The organism is Pseudomonas sp., assembly GCF_050739995.1.
GTDB lineage: Bacteria > Pseudomonadota > Gammaproteobacteria > Pseudomonadales > Pseudomonadaceae > Aquipseudomonas.
In genome coordinates, this window is sequence record NZ_JBOICG010000277.1 from 1 (window position 1) to 16,759 (window position 16,759).

The following is a 16,759-nucleotide window of genomic DNA, read 5'->3' on the forward strand; positions in this document are numbered from 1 at the left end:
CGCCACCCAGCGCGGGACAAGCCCGCTCACTACATGCGGCAGATTTTCTTAACTGGCTGGCATTAGGGCAAGCCCCCTCCCACAGAAGGTTTGGGTGTGTGGGAGATTTGAGGTCAGTCTTCGGTGATCGGCAGTACGTAGTTCTTGAACTCCGTATCTTCACGAAACCCGATCGACTCGTACGTCATGCGCGCCACGTCGTTATCAACGCTGGTCGACACCCGCAGCCGCACCGCATGGGTTTCCTTGGCCATTTTCTTCGCTGTGCGCATCAGGTTGTCCGCGACCAATTGGCGGCGGGCGTCTTCGGCCACGTAGATGTCGTTGAGAATCCACACGCGCTTGAGTGACAGCGACGAAAAGCTTGGGTACAGCTGGCAGAACCCAAGCAGTTTGTTGTCGTCATCATCCGCCAAGGCCAGGTAAATCACCGATTCCTTGCGCCGCAGGCGCTTTTCCAGGAAGTCACGCGATGAGTCCGGGAACGGCAGCGCGCCATAGAACTCGCGATATTTGACGAACAGGGGCGTCAGCAGGTCCAGGTGTTCCAGGGTCGCTTGAGTAATCCGCATGTCAGGCCTCAACGTCTCAATGGGGGATGACCACACAAGCGGCCGTGACTCGATGCTGCCTAACGGCGCTAAAAAGCGCAATCGTGCCGCTATCGGTCATCCGGTGGGCTGAGTAGGAAATTCCCTTTCATCAGGTCGGGGTTATCCGACTCGATGGTCTGAACCTGCGCCTCGTCCTTGAGGTTGACCCCCGACAGCTGCCGGCGACACGCCTCTTTCATCAAGTAAAGCAGGCGATGGGCCGCCATGCCGTAGCTCAAGCCTTCCAGGCGCACATTGGAGATGCAGTTTCGGTAGGCATCGGTAAGGCCAACCTTGGGGTTGTAGGTGAAATACAGCCCCAGGCTGTCGGGCGAACTCAGCCCGGGTCGTTCGCCGATCAGGATTACGGTCATCTTGGCACCGAGCAGTTGCCCGATTTCGTCGGCGACGGCCACGCGGCCTTGTTCCACCAGAATGACCGGCGACAAGGACCAGCCTTCAGTGTGGGTCTGTTCCTCCATCCGTGTAAGAAACGGCATGGTGTGTTTATGCACCGCCAGCGCCGACAAACCATCGGCGACGACGACGGCCAGGTCGACGCCGCCCGGGTTGGCGTCGGCGTAGTCCCGCAATTGTTGAGCTGATTCCTCACTCAGGCGCCGCCCCAGGTCTGGGCGTTGCAGGTAAAGGTGACGGTCGGCGGCGGCACTGTGCAGCAACAGGCTGTCACGCCCGCGTTCGGCCAACTGGCTGCTCAGGCCGCCATGGTCGAAGGGCAAATGCACGGCATCGCGCGCCTGGGCGTGGGCGAATTGGAAATCCAGCTGTGCGTTGGTGGGGATGCTGGTGCCGGTGCGGCCCAGGGCAATACGCGCCGGTGTGAGGCGGCGCAGTTCCAGCCAGGGGTTGTCGGGCAGTTCGAGTGATTGCACGGGCGGCTCCTTCATCCCAATTGCGCCAAGGCGTGGCGAAACGCTGGTGGCAGGCTGTTGCCGAAGTGCACCTTGCCGTCGGCTTGCGTGAAGATGCCCATTTTCGCCAGCCATTGTTCAAACTCCGGCGCCGGCTTCAGCCCCAAGGTTTGGCGGGCGTACAGGGCATCGTGAAACGACGTGGTCTGGTAATTGAGCATGATGTCGTCGGAGCCGGGGATTCCCATGATGAAGTTGATCCCGGCCACACCCAGCAGGGTCAGCAAGGTGTCCATGTCGTCCTGGTCGGCTTCGGCGTGGTTGGTGTAGCAGATGTCACAACCCATCGGCACGCCGAGCAACTTGCCGCAGAAGTGGTCTTCGAGCCCGGCGCGAATAATCTGCTTACCGTTGTACAGGTACTCCGGGCCGATGAATCCTACGACCGTGTTCACCAAGAACGGTTTGAAATGCCGCGCCACGGCGTAGGCCCGGGTTTCACAGGTTTGCTGGTCGACGCCAAAGTGCGCGTTGGCCGACAAGGCACTGCCCTGGCCGGTTTCGAAATACATCAGGTTCTGGCCGAGGGTGCCACGCTTCAGGCTCAGGCCCGCTTCGTACCCTTCCTGCAGCACGCTCAGGTTGATGCCGAAACTGGCGTTGGCCGCCTCGGTGCCGGCAATCGACTGAAACACCAGGTCCAGCGGCACGCCACGGTTGATGGCCTCGATGGAGGTAGTGACGTGGGTCAGCACGCAGGCTTGGGTCGGGATTTCGTAGCGTTGGATGATCGCGTCGAGCATTTCCAGCATGGCGCAGATCGAGGCGATGCTGTCGGTCGCCGGGTTGATGCCGATCATGGCATCGCCGTTGCCGTAGAGCAGGCCGTCGAGAATGCTGGCGGCAATGCCTGCGGGTTCATCGGTGGGGTGGTTGGGTTGCAGACGGGTGGATAAACGCCCGCGCAAGCCCATGGTGCCGCGAAACTGCGTGACCACACGGATCTTTTGCGCCACCAGAACCAGGTCCTGCACGCGCATGATCTTCGACACGGCAGCGGCCATTTCCGGTGTCAGCCCTGGCGCCAGGGAGCGTAGGGATTGTTCGTCGGCGGCATCGCTGAGCAGCCAGTCGCGCAGGCCGCCGACCGTCAGGTGGCTGACGGGGGCAAACGCCTGTTTATCGTGGGTGTCGATGATCAGTCGGGTGACTTCATCGCTTTCGTAAGGGATCAGCGCTTCTTCGAGGAAGTGTTTCAACGGAATATTCGCCAGCGCCATTTGCGCGGCCACGCGTTCGCCGTCGTTTTGCGCCGCGACGCCCGCGAGGAAATCCCCGGAGCGTGCGGGGCTGGCCTTGGCCATCACGTCCTTGAGGCTGTCGAAACGGTAGGTGTGTGCACCCACCGCGTGGGAAAAACTTGCCATACAGTGTCTCCTTGGCGACGCGGGCAACAAGTGGGTAAAGCGCCCGCGTCGAGGTTTACGGCTATCAGTGCAAGGCGGCTTCTGCGGCCTGGATCGCCGCGAATTCCTCTTCCGGCGTGCCTGCTACCAAGTGATGCCGGCTGTAGAAAGCAAAGTAAGCAATTAATACTCCATAGATGATCGCTGCGCCAATCACGACGCGCGGATCGACCAGGAAGCCCGCCACCACGGCCACGCAGGCCAGTACCAGCGCGATGCCCGAAGTAAAAATCCCGCCCGGTGTGCGGTACGGACGGTCCATTTTGGGGCGGCGGATGCGCAAGGTGATGTGCGCGGCCATCATCAGCACGTAGGAAATGGTCGCGCCAAACACCGCGACCAGGATCAGCAAATCACCCTGGCCGGTCAGCGACAGGCCGAAACCGATGATGCCGGGGATCACCAGCGCCAATACCGGTGCTTTGCTTTTATTGGTCTGGGACAGTTTGCGCGGCAGGTAACCGGCGCGAGACAAGGCGAAAATCTGCCGCGAATAGGCGTAGATAATCGAGAAAAAGCTGGCGATCAGCCCGGCCAGGCCGACCAGGTTGACGAAGCTGCCCATCCAGGTCGAGCCGCCGTAGGACAACGCCAGCGCTTCAACCAGTGGGTTGCCTGACTTGATCAGTGCGTAAGTGCCCGCGCCGCCCGGCGCAATCACCAGGATCAACAGGGCAAAACTGGTGAGCACCACGATGGCGCCGATCAGGCCCCGTGGTAGGTCGCGTTTGGGGTTCTTGGTTTCTTCGGCAGCCAGGGGCACTCCCTCTACAGCGAGGAAAAACCAGATCGCATAAGGGATCGCCGCCCACACGCCGACGTAGCCGAATGGCAGGAAGGTGCTGGCGCCCTTGGCTTCGGTCACCGGAATATCCAGCAGGTTGGCCACGTTGAAGTGCGGCACCATCGACACCAGGAACACGCCCAAGGCAATCGCGGCCACGGCGGTAATGACAAACATCAGCTTCAGGGCTTCGCCCACACCAAAGATGTGGATGCCGATAAAGATGATGTAGAACGCCAGGTAAATCATCCAGCCGCCAATGCCGAACAGCGACTCGCAATACGCGCCGATAAACACCGCGATGGCGGCGGGCGCGATGGCGTATTCGATAAGGATCGCGGTGCCCGTGAGGAAGCCACCCCAGGGGCCGAAGGCGCTACGTGCAAAACCGTAGCCGCCACCGGCTGTAGGAATCATGGAAGACAGTTCGGCCAGGGAAAAGCACATGCACAGGTACATGGTGGCCATCAGCAATGTGGCGAGGAACATACCGCCCCAGCCCCCTTGGGCCAGGCCGAAGTTCCAACCGGCGTAATCGCCGGAGATCACATAGGCAACGCCGAGGCCGACCAGCAGCACCCATCCGGCGGCGCCTTTTTTCAGTTCGCGTTGTTGGAAATATTGGGAGTCGACTTTTTCGAAGTCGACAGAAGAACTTGTAGGTTCGCTAGACATGGAAAGTACCGTCCGTTCTTATTGTTTTAACTCGGCAAAGATGTGCCGGATGCAGTCGCAAGTACTTATATCGATCTAAGTGTGGGAGGGGGCTTGCTCCCGATGGCGGTATGTCAGTCACTTAATGCTTAGCTGACCCACTGCTATCGGGAGCAAGCCCCCTCCCACATTTGATTGCATTTCAAATGTGGGAGGTGGTTGTTAGTTAGAAGAAGCCCAACGGATTAATGTCGTAACTCACCAGCAAGTTTTTAGTTTGCTGGTAATGATCCAACATCATCTTATGAGTTTCACGGCCCACACCGGACTTCTTGTAACCGCCAAACGCGGCGTGCGCCGGGTACAGGTGGTAGCAGTTGGTCCATACGCGACCGGCCTTGATCGCGCGGCCCATGCGGTAGGCGCGGTTGATGTCGCGGGTCCACACACCGGCGCCCAGGCCGAACTCGGTGTCGTTGGCGATTGCCAGGGCTTCAGCTTCGTCCTTGAAGGTGGTGATGCTCACCACTGGGCCGAAGATTTCTTCCTGGAACACGCGCATTTCGTTGGTGCCTTTGAGCAAGGTCGGCTGGATGTAATAGCCGCCAGCCATATCGCCGCTGAGCTGCTCGACCTTGCCGCCAGTCAGTAGCTGCGCGCCTTCGCCTTTGGCGATTTCCAGGTAAGACAGGATCTTGTCGAACTGCTGCTCGGACGCCTGGGCGCCGACCATGGTGTCGGTGTCCAGGGGATCGCCGCGTTTGATCTGCTCGATTTTCTTCATCACCACTTTCATGAAGTCGTCGTAGATCGACTCTTCTACCAGTGCGCGGGATGGGCAGGTGCACACCTCGCCTTGGTTGAAGAACGCCAGCACCAAGCCTTCGGCGGCTTTCTCAATAAAGGACGGCTCGGCTTTCATGATGTCGGCAAAGAAGATGTTCGGCGACTTGCCGCCCAGCTCCACGGTGGAGGGAATGATGTTCTCGGCGGCGCACTTCATGATGTGCGAGCCCACCGGGGTGGAACCGGTGAAGGCGATCTTGGCGATACGCTTGCTGGTCGCCAGGGCTTCGCCCGCTTCTTTGCCGAAACCGTGCACCACGTTCAGCACGCCCGGTGGCAGCAGGTCTCCGATCAGTTCCATCAGCACGTTGATGCCCAACGGGGTTTGCTCGGCAGGCTTGAGCACCACGCAGTTACCAGCGGCCAGGGCGGGGGCGAGTTTCCAGGCGGCCATCAGCAGCGGGAAGTTCCACGGGATGATCTGGCCGACCACGCCCAGCGGTTCATGGAAGTGGTAGGACGCAGTGAGTTCGTTGATTTCGGCGCTGGTGCCTTCCTGGGCGCGGATGCAGCCGGCGAAGTAGCGAAAGTGGTCGGCGGCCAGTGGGATGTCGGCGTTGAGGGTTTCACGCACGGCCTTGCCGTTGTCCCAGGTTTCGGTGATGGCCAGCAGTTCGAGGTTCTGTTCGATACGGTCGGCGATTTTCAACAGCACCAGCGAGCGGTCCTGAGCCGAGGTCTTGCCCCAGGCGTCAGCGGCGGCATGCGCGGCATCCAACGCCTTGTCGATGTCTTTGGCGGTGGAGCGGGGGAAATCGGCGATAGGCTTGCCGTTGACCGGCGAGGTGTTGGTGAAATAGTTGCCATCGACCGGGGCAACGAATTCGCCACCGATGTAGTTGCCGTACTTGGCCTTGAACGAAACGAGCGCGCCTTCAGTACCGGGGTGTGCGTAACGCATGGTGGGTATCTCCTGGCTTTTATGTTTATTGGAGTGCAGCGCAAAGCGCTTGATAAAGCGTAGAGCAAAGGTCGGGCCACTGCGTTGCAGCTCAGTTAAATCAAGGGTTTAGGGTTTGTGGCAGGGCGTTCATGTGGCACGCCTGAGACAGTCTGGGTGACAGTTTGTGCCACAAGCGGTACAGCCTGTGACCGATGAGTCGGCCCGGGATTGCATTGGCCGGATGGCTGGGGGATGCTGGCCGTTCTCACGCAGGGAGAATAATAAGAACATGCACAACGATCATTTCAGTCGCCATGCCCAGCAAGTCTTGACCGTCACCCGTGGACAAGACCTTTCCCAAGGCCCGGGCAGCGACCCGTCCATCGCCCGCTCCTGGCTGCGTTGCCTGGAGGACTATCACCTCGACCCCGCGTTGACCATCGCCCCCACCGTGCTTGAACACGGCCGCCTGCTGGAAAGTCGCGAGCGTCTGCAGCAGGTGCTGCACATCGCCGGCAGTGAGATGAACAGCCTGCATCAGCAGTTGTCCGGCGCCGGCCACGCGGTGCTGCTCACCGATGCGCGCGGAGTCATCCTCAACTGTGTCACCGCGCCGTCCGAGCGCAAAATCTTCGAGCGGGCCGGGCTGTGGCTCGGTGCCGATTGGAGCGAAGCCTGCGAAGGTACCAATGGCATCGGCACCTGCCTGGTGGAGCGCCAGTCCCTGACCATTCACCGTGATGAGCATTTTCGTGGGCGCCATACCGGGCTGACCTGCTCGGCGAGCCCGGTGTTCGATCCCCATGGCGAATTGCTGGCGGTGCTGGATGTCTCATCGGCGCGGGAGGCCGTGTCGCGCCAGAGCCAGTTCCACACCATGGCGCTGGTGAACCTTTCGGCGAAGATGATCGAGAGTTGTTACTTCCTGCGGCATTTTGAAAACCACTGGTTATTAAGGTTTCACCTTCAAGCAGAGTCGGTGGGGTTGTTCAGCGAAGGCTTGCTGGCGTTCGATGGAGAAGGGCGCATCTGTGCGGTCAATCAGAGCACCTTGAACCTGTTGGGACAGGCTCGCGTCGGTTTGCTGGGGCAATCGGTGGAGGCGTTCTTCGAATGTTCTCTGGACCAGTTGCTCGGCCGCGCCAGCGCCAATGCCACGGCCAGTTGGCCGTTGCGCACGCGGGACGGGCGGCACCTGTTCGCGGCGTTGCGCGGCCAGCCGGTCCGTGTATCGGCACCGCCCGCCAGGCCAGTGACCCAAACGCCGCGCCTGCCGGGTATCTGCCTGGGCGACCCTGCGTTGCAGGAAGGGTTTCGCAAAGCCCTGCGCGTATTCGAGCGTGACGTACCGCTGCTGATCAATGGTGAAACCGGCTCCGGCAAGGAAGCCTTCGCCAAGGCCGTGCACCTGGCCAGCCAGCGCGCCGACCGTGCGTTTGTTGCGCTCAACTGTGCCGCCATCCCCGAAAGCCTGATCGAGAGCGAGCTGTTCGGCTATCGCGGCGGCAGCTTCACCGGGGCACTTAAGGATGGCATGCGTGGCAAGTTGCAACAGGCCGATGGCGGCACGTTGTTCCTGGATGAAATCGGCGACATGCCGCTGGCCTTGCAGACCCGTCTATTAAGGGTGTTGGAAGATCGTCTGGTGGTGCCCATCGGTGGTGAGCCCCAGGCAGTGAACGTCAGAATTATCAGCGCCACGCACCGTAATCTGCTTGAGCGCGTGCAGGACGGCAGCTTCCGCGAAGATTTGTATTACCGCCTCAATGGCTTGGAAATCGCCTTGCCGGCCTTGCGCGAGCGCACGGATAAGTCGCAGTTACTGGACTTCCTGTTGGCCCAAGAGGCGGGCGGGCAGACGGTATTGCTCGACCCGGCAGTGCGTGCGGCGCTCTTGGCTTTCGGCTGGCCGGGCAACGTTCGACAGTTGCGCACGGTGCTGCGCACCTTGGTGGCATTGTGTGATGAGGGGCGTGTGGGCCTTGAGGACTTACCCCTGTCTATTCGTCAGGCCCGGCCTGTGACGGTCGCCGAGGCCAAACCTGTGGATTCGCCGCTGGAAGACGCCGAGCGCCTGGTGCTGCTAACGGCCCTGGAGCAGCAACGCTGGCATATGACACAGACGGCGGAACAGTTGGGCGTCAGTCGCAACACGCTCTATAGAAAGCTGCGCAGACATGGTATTGCCCGTCACGCACTCAGCTAAAGAGTGCGATTTGCCCCTCCCTGCGCTAACCTGCCTCGATGTTTTACGAGGTCGACTATGCACATTCATATTCTCGGTATTTGCGGCACATTCATGGGTTCGATGGCGGTTCTGGCCAAAGAGCTGGGCCATCATGTCACTGGCTCCGATGCCAACGTTTATCCGCCCATGAGCACGCAACTCGAAGCCCAGGGCATCGAGCTGACCCAAGGCTACGACCCGTCGCAATTTGACCCGGTGCCCGACCTGGTGGTGATCGGCAATGCCATGGTGCGTGGCAACCCTGCGGTCGAATACGTGCTCAACAAAGGCTTGCCGTATGTGTCTGGCCCTCAATGGCTGGCGGACCATGTGCTGCAAGGCCGTTGGGTGCTCGCGGTTGCGGGTACCCACGGCAAGACCACCACCAGCAGCATGCTGGCCTGGGTGCTGGAGCACGCCGGCATGAGCCCTGGCTTCCTGATCGGCGGCGTACCGCAGAATTTCTCGGTGTCGGCGCGCCTGGGCGACACACCATTTTTCGTCATTGAGGCGGATGAGTACGACAGTGCGTTCTTCGACAAGCGTTCCAAGTTCGTTCACTACCGTCCGCGTACGGCGATCCTGAATAATCTTGAGTTTGATCACGCGGACATTTTCCCCGATTTGGCGGCGATCGAGCGGCAATTCCATCACTTGGTGCGCACCATTCCGAGCGAAGGCCTGGTCATCCACCCCACCACCGAGCCGGCCCTGCAGCGTGTGATCGAGATGGGCTGCTGGACCCCGGTGCAAACCACCGGTACGGGCGGGCAGTGGCAGGTCAAACTGCTGAGCGAAGACGGTTCTCGATTTGAAGTGCTGTTTAACGGCGAAGCCCAGGGCATTGTCGATTGGGCCATGACCGGCCAGCACAACGTCGCCAACGCCTTGGTGACGCTGGCTGCCGCACGGCATGTCGGCGTGGTGCCGTCGATGGGCATCGCCGCCTTGAGCGCCTTCAAGAGCGTCAAGCGCCGTATGGAAAAGGTCGCCGATGTGAATGGCGTCACTATCTACGATGATTTCGCTCACCACCCGACGGCGATTGCCACCACCCTTGATGGCCTGCGCAAGCGTGTCGGTAACGCGCCGATCATTGCGATTGTCGAGCCGCGCTCCAACTCCATGAAACTGGGCGCGCACCGCGATGGCTTGCCGGAAAGCGTCAACGACGCTGATCAGGTCGTCTGGTATGCGCCAACCAATCTGGGTTGGGACCTGCCGGCGATTGCAGCCCTGTGCACGATACCCTCCATCGTCTGCGACTCTATCGACGGCATCATCGAACACGTCAAGCATCAGGCCAAACCGGGTACCCACGTGGTAGTGATGAGCAACGGCGGCTTTGGTGGCCTGCACGGCAAATTGGCTGAGGCGCTGAAGTGAGCGGCCCCGAGCGCGTCACCCTGGCGATGACCGGTGCCTCCGGCGCGCCCTATGGTTTGCGCCTGCTCGATTGCTTGGTGCGCGAAGACCGCGAGGTGCACTTTCTGATCTCCAAGGCTGCGCAGTTGGTGATGGCAACCGAGACCGATGTCGCACTGCCCGCCAAGGTGCAGACGATGCAGGCATTCCTCACCGAATACACCGGTGCGGCGGCGGGCCAGATCAAGGTGTACGGCAAGGAGGATTGGATGTCGCCCGTGGCCTCCGGCTCCGGTGCGCCGGCCGCGATGGTGGTGGTGCCGTGCTCCACGGGTACGTTGTCGGCGATTGCCACGGGCGCGTGCAATAACTTGATCGAGCGGGCTGCCGACGTGACGCTGAAGGAGCGTCGCCAATTGATCCTGGTCCCACGTGAAGCGCCGTATTCGAGCATTCACCTGGAGCACATGCTCAAGCTGTCGAACATGGGCGTGACCATCTTGCCGGCGTCGCCGGGCTTTTATCACCAGCCGCAGACCATCGATGACCTGGTGGATTTCGTGGTGGCGCGCATTCTCAATCTGCTGAATATTCCCCAGGACATGCTGCCACGTTGGGGTGAGCACCATTTGAGCAGTGATGAATAAGGCGCTGTCGATCCTGCTGGCGCTGCAACTGACGGGCTGCGCCACCGCACGCACGTTGGACGCGGCGCAGCCGGGGGCTCCGGTGGTGTATGCCGGTACGCGGTTGGATTTGTATGCAATCAATGGGGGTTGCTGCGCCAAGGACCGTTTTGGCGCCGAGGCGCCGAGCTATCCCCATGTCGACCTGCCGGCCAGTGCGGTACTGGATACGCTGTTGTTGCCGCTGTCGGTGTTGACGGTGCTTGGGGTTGGCTTCAACGCTACGGGTGGTCTTTAGATGACCGGTGGCTGTGCTGGCCTCATCGCGGGCAAGCCCGGCTCCCACAGGGGAATGCATTCCAAATGTGGGAGCTGGCTTGCCTGCGATGACGCCCTTCTGTTCACCACAAAATTACTTGCCTAGCTTGCGCAACTCATCCGACTCCACCACCCGCACCCCATCCTGCTCTTCCAACGCCAGTCGCCACATGGCCCGGGCCAGTTCGCATACTTCAATGCCGCGGTATTTACCCGGAATCAAGCGTGACAAGGGGCCGGCCAGTTGCTCGGCCAGGCGAGGCTCCAGCCGGTCTCCCAGCAGCAACGAAGGTCGCACGATGGTCAGTTGCGGCCAGTCCTGTGCTTTCAGTGCTTGTTCCATCTCGCCTTTGACGCGGTTGTAGAAGATCGAGGATTTCGGGTCGGCGCCAATGGCGCTGATCACGATGAGGTGACGTGCACCCATTTCGCGTGCGCGTTTGGCAAAAGCCACGACCATGTCCAAGTCGACGGCGCGAAAGGCGGCTTCCGAGCCGGCTTGCTTGATGGTGGTGCCCAGGCAACAGAAGGCGATATCCACCTGGCCGCTCAGTTGCGGCAGGAACACGGCGGGGTCACCCACCGGGTTCTCCAGGTGTGGGTGTTCGGCCAGGGGTTTGCGGCTCGGTGCCAGTACGCGGGTCACCGTGGGCTCGTTGAGCAGGCGGTCAAGCAGGTGCTCGCCGGTCAGTCCGGAGGCCCCGGCCAACAGGATATGTTGAGGTGTCAGGTACATGGTGTTTCCCCCTTTGTTACACGTTACAGCTTAGTTGCCTTTGGCTTCCTTGCTATTCATTGAGACGCTTTCGAGCGCCTTTCGTGCCTGCTGTTTACGTAAGAGTTGCCAATGGGCGATCACGCCTTTGGGGGCCCACATCTGCGGTTCCGAGGCCTCGAAATTGTCAGCTTGTTCACGCTCGGCCACGTGCAGTTGTGCCAGCTTGAAGGCTTGCTGTAAATCGTCGGTCTGGTTGAAGGCCTGGGCAAAAAGGGCGTCGCCGAAGTAGGTGAAGTCCGCTTCCTCGGAGCAGCCGAACGACACGCGATCGGCGCGGGAGGCGGTCATGATCAAGGTACGTTCATCCTTGAGTGCCGGGATGAAGCCGCCCGAGTAGCAGGCGGAGATCACGATGATCTTGTCACGGTTTTTCAGCGGCTCGAGCACGGCGGCCAATTCGTCGGCGGGCAGGTCGGCCAGTTCCATGCGCGGCTGGTCCAGCACGAACTCGTGTTCGTGGGTGCCGTGGCTGGTCATATAGATGAACACCAGGTCTTCCGGCCCCGTGCGTTCGGCCAGGGTCTGCACGGCCCGGCGCAGGCTTTCACGCGTCGCCAGCGGGCGGTCGGCGATATGGTCGCGGTGGTTGACCAGGCGAATCTGCCCATGTGCACCGAAGCGGGTGGCGAGCATGTTGCTGACGTAATCGGCTTCGCGCAGGAACACGCTTTGCTTGCCATCACCGGCAACGGCCAGGGTGTAGAGCTCGACGGCAGGCGTGGAGCGCGGCACGGCAGCAAGCGCCTCATCCAGCAAGCGACCTTGGGCCAGCACGCCGATTTCCAGCGGGTCAGGCAGCAGCTTGCCATCGGCGTCGCGGACCCGCATACCGTTGACCCAGGTGCCGGCCTGTACGGTGCCGTCGGTGAGGACGAGGGTGCCTTTGCCCTGATAGTTGTCGCTGTCGAAACCGCCGATATAGAAGCTGCCATCGGTGAGGTTCAGGCGACCCTCACCGGTAAAGCGCCATTCGCTGAACTGGCCCACATAGTGGCTGCCGTCCACGCCGATCAGCTCGCCCTTGCCGCTGAGGGCGCCTTCCTTGAACTGGCCGATCCACACGTCGCCGTCGGCATTTTCATAGCGGCCTTTGCCGTTGAGCTGGTTCTGCTTGAACTGGCCGACATAGATATCGCCCTCGGCGCTGTTGAAGGTGCCATTCCCTTCGAGTTGGCCGTCGACGAAGTGGCCGCTGAACTGGTTGCCGCTGTCGTCGTTGCGCTGGCCTTCGCCATTGGGCTTGCCATGGGCGAACTGGCCCTGGTACTGGCTGCCGTCAGCCAGCTCCAGGCGGCCGAGGCCAGAATACTGGTCATCCAGGAATTCGCCGCGATAGGTCATTTGCCCCTCTTTGAGGGTGCCTTCGCCGTTGCGTCGACCGTTTTTGAAGCCGCCCACGTAGCTGCTGCCCGAAGTGGTCAGGCTGCCTTGGCCATCGAACAAGCCTTGCTGGAACTGGCCTTTATAGACTTCGCCGTTGCTGCCATGCCATTCGCCCTGGCCGTGCCACTGGCCCTTGTCGAACTGGCCGGCGTACCAACTGCCGTTGGGGTAATCCACACGGCCCTGGCCTTGCAGCAAACCGTTGACCACATCGCCCCGATAGCGGCCACCATCGGGCAGGCGCGCATCGGGCGGCAACAGCGATTCGCCGTCTCCGCAAGCGGTGAGCAACAGGGCAAGGGCAAGGGGAGCGAGTGGGCGCATAGCGGGATCCGGATAATTGAGCGCCGAGTATGCCGCAGCTGCGAGATTCATACATAAATTTACATACACTGTGGCAAGGTTTATCGCCTCGCCACAGGGCCGACCTTATACGAAGCAGAGTGACAACGACTCGGCGATGTAAGCGGGTTTTTCCTGGCCTTCGATTTCCAGGGTGGCGGTGGCTTTAAATAGCCATTGTCCCGGCTTTTTCTCGCTGACGTCGGTGAGGGTGACGTTCAGGCGGACCTTGGAGTTCACTTTCACCGGCTGGATGAAGCGCACGCTGTCCAGGCCATAGTTGACCGCCATCTTCAGGCCCTCGGGCATGATCAGGATGTCTTCCATCAGCTTGGGCATCAGCGACAGCGACAGGAAACCGTGGGCGATGGTGCCGCCGAACGGGGTCTGGGCGGCCTTGACCGGGTCGACGTGGATGAACTGATGATCGCCGGTAGCTTCTGCGAACAGGTTGATACGCGCCTGGTCGATGGTGAGCCATTCGGAACGTCCCAGTTCCTTGCCGACATAATCTTTGAGCTGCGCTACAGGTACATAGGGCATTGCGACTCTCCTTGGTTCATCGGGTTTTATAGATTTGCGAGATCCATGGTAGATCATCATGGGCAATCGGCTCGGTCAACCCACCATGCTTTTGGCGAATGCCGGAGCATAGGGCGGGCATGCTTATAATGCGGGCGAGCTTTGAGGGGAGAGAGCGGATGCTGTTACGTGGCCTGACCTGGCTGGTGCTGTTTCAATTGATCGGCACGGCGATCAACCATTTGTTGTTGCCGGTGCTGCCGGGGCCGATCATCGGCTTGCTGCTAATGTTGGGTTTCCTGATATGGCGCGGTGAAGTCGGCGAGCCCCTGAGCCAGGCGGCCGGCAGCCTGTTGCGTTACTTGCCGCTGCTGCTGGTGCCACCGGCGGTAGGCGTGATGGTGTATGCCAAGGACATCGCTGCCGACTTCTGGGCTATCGTCGGTGCGCTGGTGGTGTCGCTAGTGATCGCCATGGGCTTTGTCGGTGTGCTGATGCAGCAGATGGTCAAGCGCAAGGAGAAGGATCAATGACCTTCGACTGGATGGGCGCGTGGACGGCGGTGATTCATCATCCCTTGTTCGGCATCGGTATCACCCTGGGCGCCTATCAACTGGTGCTGGCAGGGTTCGAGAAAACCCGCTGGATTTTCCTGCAACCGGTACTCGTCTCCATGTTGCTGGTGATCGGCGTATTGATCAGTTGCGGCCTGAGCTACACCGAATACCGCAAGAGCACCGAGATCATGGGTATCTTGCTCGGCCCTGCGACCGTCGCCCTGGCCGTGCCGCTTTATCTGAACCTGCGGCGGATTCGCCAATTGTTCTGGCCGATCTTTACTACGCTGGTGATAGGTGGCGTGTTGGCCACCGGCTTGTGTGTATGGCTGGGTTGGTGGTTCGGTGCTGAACATATGATGCTGATGACCATGGCGCCCAAGTCGGTCACTTCACCGATCGCCATGTTGGTGGCTGAACAAATCGGCGGCGTGGCTGCGTTGGCGGCGGTGTTTGTGCTGATCACCGGCGTGATCGGCGCGATGATCGGCCCGGCGTATCTGTCGGCCTTGGGCGTGCACAGCCCTGAAGCTCGCGGCATGGCGCTGGGCATGACCGCCCACGCCGTAGGCACTTCAGTGGCCTTGCAGGAAAGCGAAGAATGCGGCGCCTTTGCGGCGCTGGCCATGAGTTTGATGGGCGTGGCCACGGCAGTGTTCCTGCCACTGGCCGTGTCGGTGATCGTTTAAACCGGGGTTAAGGAAACCTTTATGAGTCTGGCGCTGTTCCCGCTCAATACCGTGCTGTTCCCTGGCTGCACCCTCGACCTGCAGCTGTTCGAGGCGCGCTACCTGGACATGATCAGTCGCTGTATGAAAAAGGGCGAAAGCTTCGGCGTGGTGTGCATCCTCGACGGCAAGGAAGTGGGCATGGCCCCCGACGGTTACGCGTTGATCGGCTGCGAAGCTTTGATTCGCGACTTCAAGCAGCAGGACAACGGGCTGCTGGGGATTCGCGTTGAAGGCGGGCGCCGTTTCCGAGTACGTGATGCCGGCGTGCAGAAGGACCAGTTGCTGGTGGCCGAAGTGCAATGGTTGGAAGAGCTGCCGGACCAGGCATTGGAAGAAGAGGATGCAGACTTGCTGGCCCTGCTGCATGCCCTGGCAGAGCATCCGATGGTCGCCTCCCTGGACATGGGGACCCACGCTGATGGCCAGCAGGCGCTGGGCAATCAGTTGGCCTACCTGCTGCCGTTCACCGAGGCCGACAAGGTCGACCTGCTGCAACTCGACGATCCGCAGCTGCGACTGGATGCGATCCAGATGTTGCTCGACGAGTTGCAGGGTGAGCTGTTCACTCAGTAGGCGTAGCGCAGCATGGCGTGGGAGGTGCCGGTGAGGGCGATAAAGCCCAATACCACCACCACGACCGGCAGCAGCAACCACCAGGTTTTTTGCGGCATGGGCGGCAGCGGGCTGCGATATTGGATGGCGGTCAGGCTGAAGGCGCATACCGTCATCGCCAGTAGCGTGCCGGCCAGGATGTCAGTGGGCCAGTGCGCGCCCAGGTACACCCGCGACAGTGCGATAAACGCGGCGGGAATACACCCCAGCAACAGCCAGGTCAGGCGTAACCGCGTGGGTTGTCCGCGACCGGCCAGCACCGCCAGTGCCAGGAAAAACGCGAAGGCGCCAGAGGCGTGGCCGCTGGGCATGCTGAAGCTGGTCAATGGGTCTGTCAGGATGTCCGGGCGGCCCCGGGCGAAAAACAGTTTGGTGCCGGTGTTGATCAGCGCCGCGCCGGCCAATGTCGCACCGACAAATAGGGCGTGTCGCCATTGCCGCGCCAGTAGCAGTAAAGCGGTGAATACCGCGCTGGCAACGAACATCTTCTTGAACTCACCCAGCTGGGTGACCATCACCATGGCTTCGTCCAGCCACGGGCTACGGTGCTCCTGCACCAGTGCGCTCAAGCCCTGATCGAATGCGTCGAGGTGCGGGTAGCCGATAAACAGTGCGATCAACAGCGTCAGGCTGGCGCAACCTACCCACAGGGTAGCTCGACGGTGGCCGCGCAGGCTGCTGTTCAGGCTCAGCCCCAGCAGCACGGCCAGGCAGGCTGCGACAATGCTGGCCTGTGGCCAGAAGCCTTCCGGCAGTGGCAGTCGGAACGCCGCGCCGGTCGCCCAGCCCGGCAGCAGGTAAGCCACCGACCAACCTGCCGCCGCGACAATGCTCACCGCCGCGAAACGTGGGAAAGGCATGTCGCACATACCGGCCACCATCGGCAGCATGGGGCGCAATGGTCCGATGAAACGGCCTACCAACAGGCTGGCGATTCCGTACTTGTGGAAGTAGGTCTCGGCGCCGCTCATCCATTCGGGATGATGGCGCAGGCCGGGCAAGCGCCGGATATTCTGATGGAAGTGGCGGCCCAGGTAGTAGGAAATCCCATCACCCAACAAGCCGCCGAGGAAGCCCAGCAGCAAGGTTTCACTCAAGGACAGTGTGCCGCTGCCGGCCAGTGCGGCAATCGCAAACAACAACACTGTGCCCGGCACGATGATCCCCGCGATGGCCAGGCACTCTATGAATGCGACGATA

The 16,759-nt window shown here is 61.0% G+C and carries 16 protein-coding genes; 7 read left to right on the plus strand and 9 right to left on the minus strand.

Features of this window, described 5'->3' with window-relative positions; translation table 11 throughout:
• Nucleotides 1-113: 113 nt before the first annotated feature.
• The 5 genes from ACRESD_RS09440 to exaC form a co-directional block, all read right to left on the minus strand.
• The gene (locus ACRESD_RS09440) at nucleotides 114-572 is read right to left on the minus strand and encodes a GNAT family N-acetyltransferase (RefSeq protein ID WP_431750672.1); all 459 of its coding nucleotides are present in this window, start codon (nucleotides 570-572) and stop codon (nucleotides 114-116) included.
• A gap of 89 nt (nucleotides 573-661) precedes the next feature.
• The gene (gene eutC / locus ACRESD_RS09445; RefSeq protein WP_431750673.1) at nucleotides 662-1,501 is read right to left on the minus strand and encodes an ethanolamine ammonia-lyase subunit EutC; all 840 of its coding nucleotides are present in this window, start codon (nucleotides 1,499-1,501) and stop codon (nucleotides 662-664) included.
• Nucleotides 1,498-2,892 (minus strand): ethanolamine ammonia-lyase subunit EutB, encoded by a 1,395-nt coding sequence (locus ACRESD_RS09450; RefSeq protein ID WP_431750674.1) that lies wholly within the window; start codon nucleotides 2,890-2,892, stop codon nucleotides 1,498-1,500. The genes eutC and ACRESD_RS09450 overlap by 4 nt, the downstream gene beginning before the upstream one ends.
• A gap of 64 nt (nucleotides 2,893-2,956) precedes the next feature.
• On the minus strand, nucleotides 2,957-4,390 hold the full coding sequence (gene eat, locus ACRESD_RS09455) for an ethanolamine permease (RefSeq protein WP_431750675.1): 1,434 nt from the start codon (nucleotides 4,388-4,390) through the stop codon (nucleotides 2,957-2,959).
• Between the two features lie 205 nt (nucleotides 4,391-4,595).
• Nucleotides 4,596-6,116 carry an acetaldehyde dehydrogenase ExaC gene (gene exaC, locus ACRESD_RS09460; RefSeq protein ID WP_431750676.1) on the minus strand — a complete coding sequence of 507 codons (1,521 nt, stop codon included), beginning with the start codon at nucleotides 6,114-6,116 and terminating at the stop codon, nucleotides 4,596-4,598.
• A 271-nt stretch (nucleotides 6,117-6,387) separates the two neighbouring features.
• Between exaC and ACRESD_RS09465 the strand changes: the two genes are divergently transcribed.
• Genes ACRESD_RS09465 through ACRESD_RS09480 form a run of 4 tightly spaced genes read left to right on the plus strand, consistent with a single transcriptional unit; the run spans nucleotide 6,388 to nucleotide 10,614 of the window.
• On the plus strand, nucleotides 6,388-8,304 hold the full coding sequence (locus tag ACRESD_RS09465; RefSeq protein ID WP_431750677.1) for a sigma-54-dependent Fis family transcriptional regulator: 1,917 nt from the start codon (nucleotides 6,388-6,390) through the stop codon (nucleotides 8,302-8,304).
• Nucleotides 8,305-8,361: 57 nt separating this feature from the next.
• Nucleotides 8,362-9,711 (plus strand): UDP-N-acetylmuramate:L-alanyl-gamma-D-glutamyl-meso-diaminopimelate ligase, encoded by a 1,350-nt coding sequence (gene mpl / locus ACRESD_RS09470; protein WP_431750678.1) that lies wholly within the window; start codon nucleotides 8,362-8,364, stop codon nucleotides 9,709-9,711.
• Nucleotides 9,708-10,337 carry a flavin prenyltransferase UbiX gene (gene ubiX / locus ACRESD_RS09475; RefSeq protein WP_060754740.1) on the plus strand — a complete coding sequence of 210 codons (630 nt, stop codon included), beginning with the start codon at nucleotides 9,708-9,710 and terminating at the stop codon, nucleotides 10,335-10,337. Before mpl ends, ubiX begins: the two co-directional genes overlap by 4 nt.
• Complete coding sequence (locus ACRESD_RS09480; protein ID WP_431750679.1) at nucleotides 10,330-10,614, plus strand: YceK/YidQ family lipoprotein; 285 nt, start codon at nucleotides 10,330-10,332, stop codon at nucleotides 10,612-10,614. The genes ubiX and ACRESD_RS09480 overlap by 8 nt, the downstream gene beginning before the upstream one ends.
• 114 nt (nucleotides 10,615-10,728) lie before the next feature.
• Here the strand turns inward: ACRESD_RS09480 and ACRESD_RS09485 are convergent, their stop codons facing one another.
• The 3 genes from ACRESD_RS09485 to ACRESD_RS09495 form a co-directional block, all read right to left on the minus strand.
• Entirely contained in the window at nucleotides 10,729-11,370 is a 642-nt protein-coding gene (locus tag ACRESD_RS09485) for an oxidoreductase (RefSeq protein WP_431750680.1), read from the minus strand.
• Between the two features lie 30 nt (nucleotides 11,371-11,400).
• On the minus strand, nucleotides 11,401-13,119 hold the full coding sequence (locus ACRESD_RS09490) for a C13 family peptidase (RefSeq protein WP_431750681.1): 1,719 nt from the start codon (nucleotides 13,117-13,119) through the stop codon (nucleotides 11,401-11,403).
• Nucleotides 13,120-13,224: 105 nt separating this feature from the next.
• Nucleotides 13,225-13,680, minus strand: coding sequence for a MaoC family dehydratase (locus ACRESD_RS09495; RefSeq protein ID WP_431750682.1), 456 nt, complete (start codon nucleotides 13,678-13,680; stop codon nucleotides 13,225-13,227).
• Between the two features lie 158 nt (nucleotides 13,681-13,838).
• Here ACRESD_RS09495 and ACRESD_RS09500 point away from each other — a divergent pair, with 158 nt between their 5' ends.
• Genes ACRESD_RS09500 through ACRESD_RS09510 form a run of 3 tightly spaced genes read left to right on the plus strand, consistent with a single transcriptional unit; the run spans nucleotide 13,839 to nucleotide 15,520 of the window.
• Nucleotides 13,839-14,192 carry a CidA/LrgA family protein gene (locus ACRESD_RS09500; RefSeq protein WP_431750683.1) on the plus strand — a complete coding sequence of 118 codons (354 nt, stop codon included), beginning with the start codon at nucleotides 13,839-13,841 and terminating at the stop codon, nucleotides 14,190-14,192.
• On the plus strand, nucleotides 14,189-14,905 hold the full coding sequence (locus ACRESD_RS09505) for an LrgB family protein (protein WP_431750684.1): 717 nt from the start codon (nucleotides 14,189-14,191) through the stop codon (nucleotides 14,903-14,905). Before ACRESD_RS09500 ends, ACRESD_RS09505 begins: the two co-directional genes overlap by 4 nt.
• Nucleotides 14,906-14,926: 21 nt before the next feature.
• Nucleotides 14,927-15,520 carry an LON peptidase substrate-binding domain-containing protein gene (locus tag ACRESD_RS09510; protein ID WP_431750685.1) on the plus strand — a complete coding sequence of 198 codons (594 nt, stop codon included), beginning with the start codon at nucleotides 14,927-14,929 and terminating at the stop codon, nucleotides 15,518-15,520.
• On the opposite strand, the gene ACRESD_RS09515 is transcribed toward ACRESD_RS09510, so the two are convergent.
• Nucleotides 15,514-16,759: bifunctional DedA family/phosphatase PAP2 family protein (locus ACRESD_RS09515; RefSeq protein WP_431750686.1), on the minus strand; the 1,246-nt coding region annotated here is incomplete at its 5' end. The genes ACRESD_RS09510 and ACRESD_RS09515 overlap by 7 nt on opposite strands.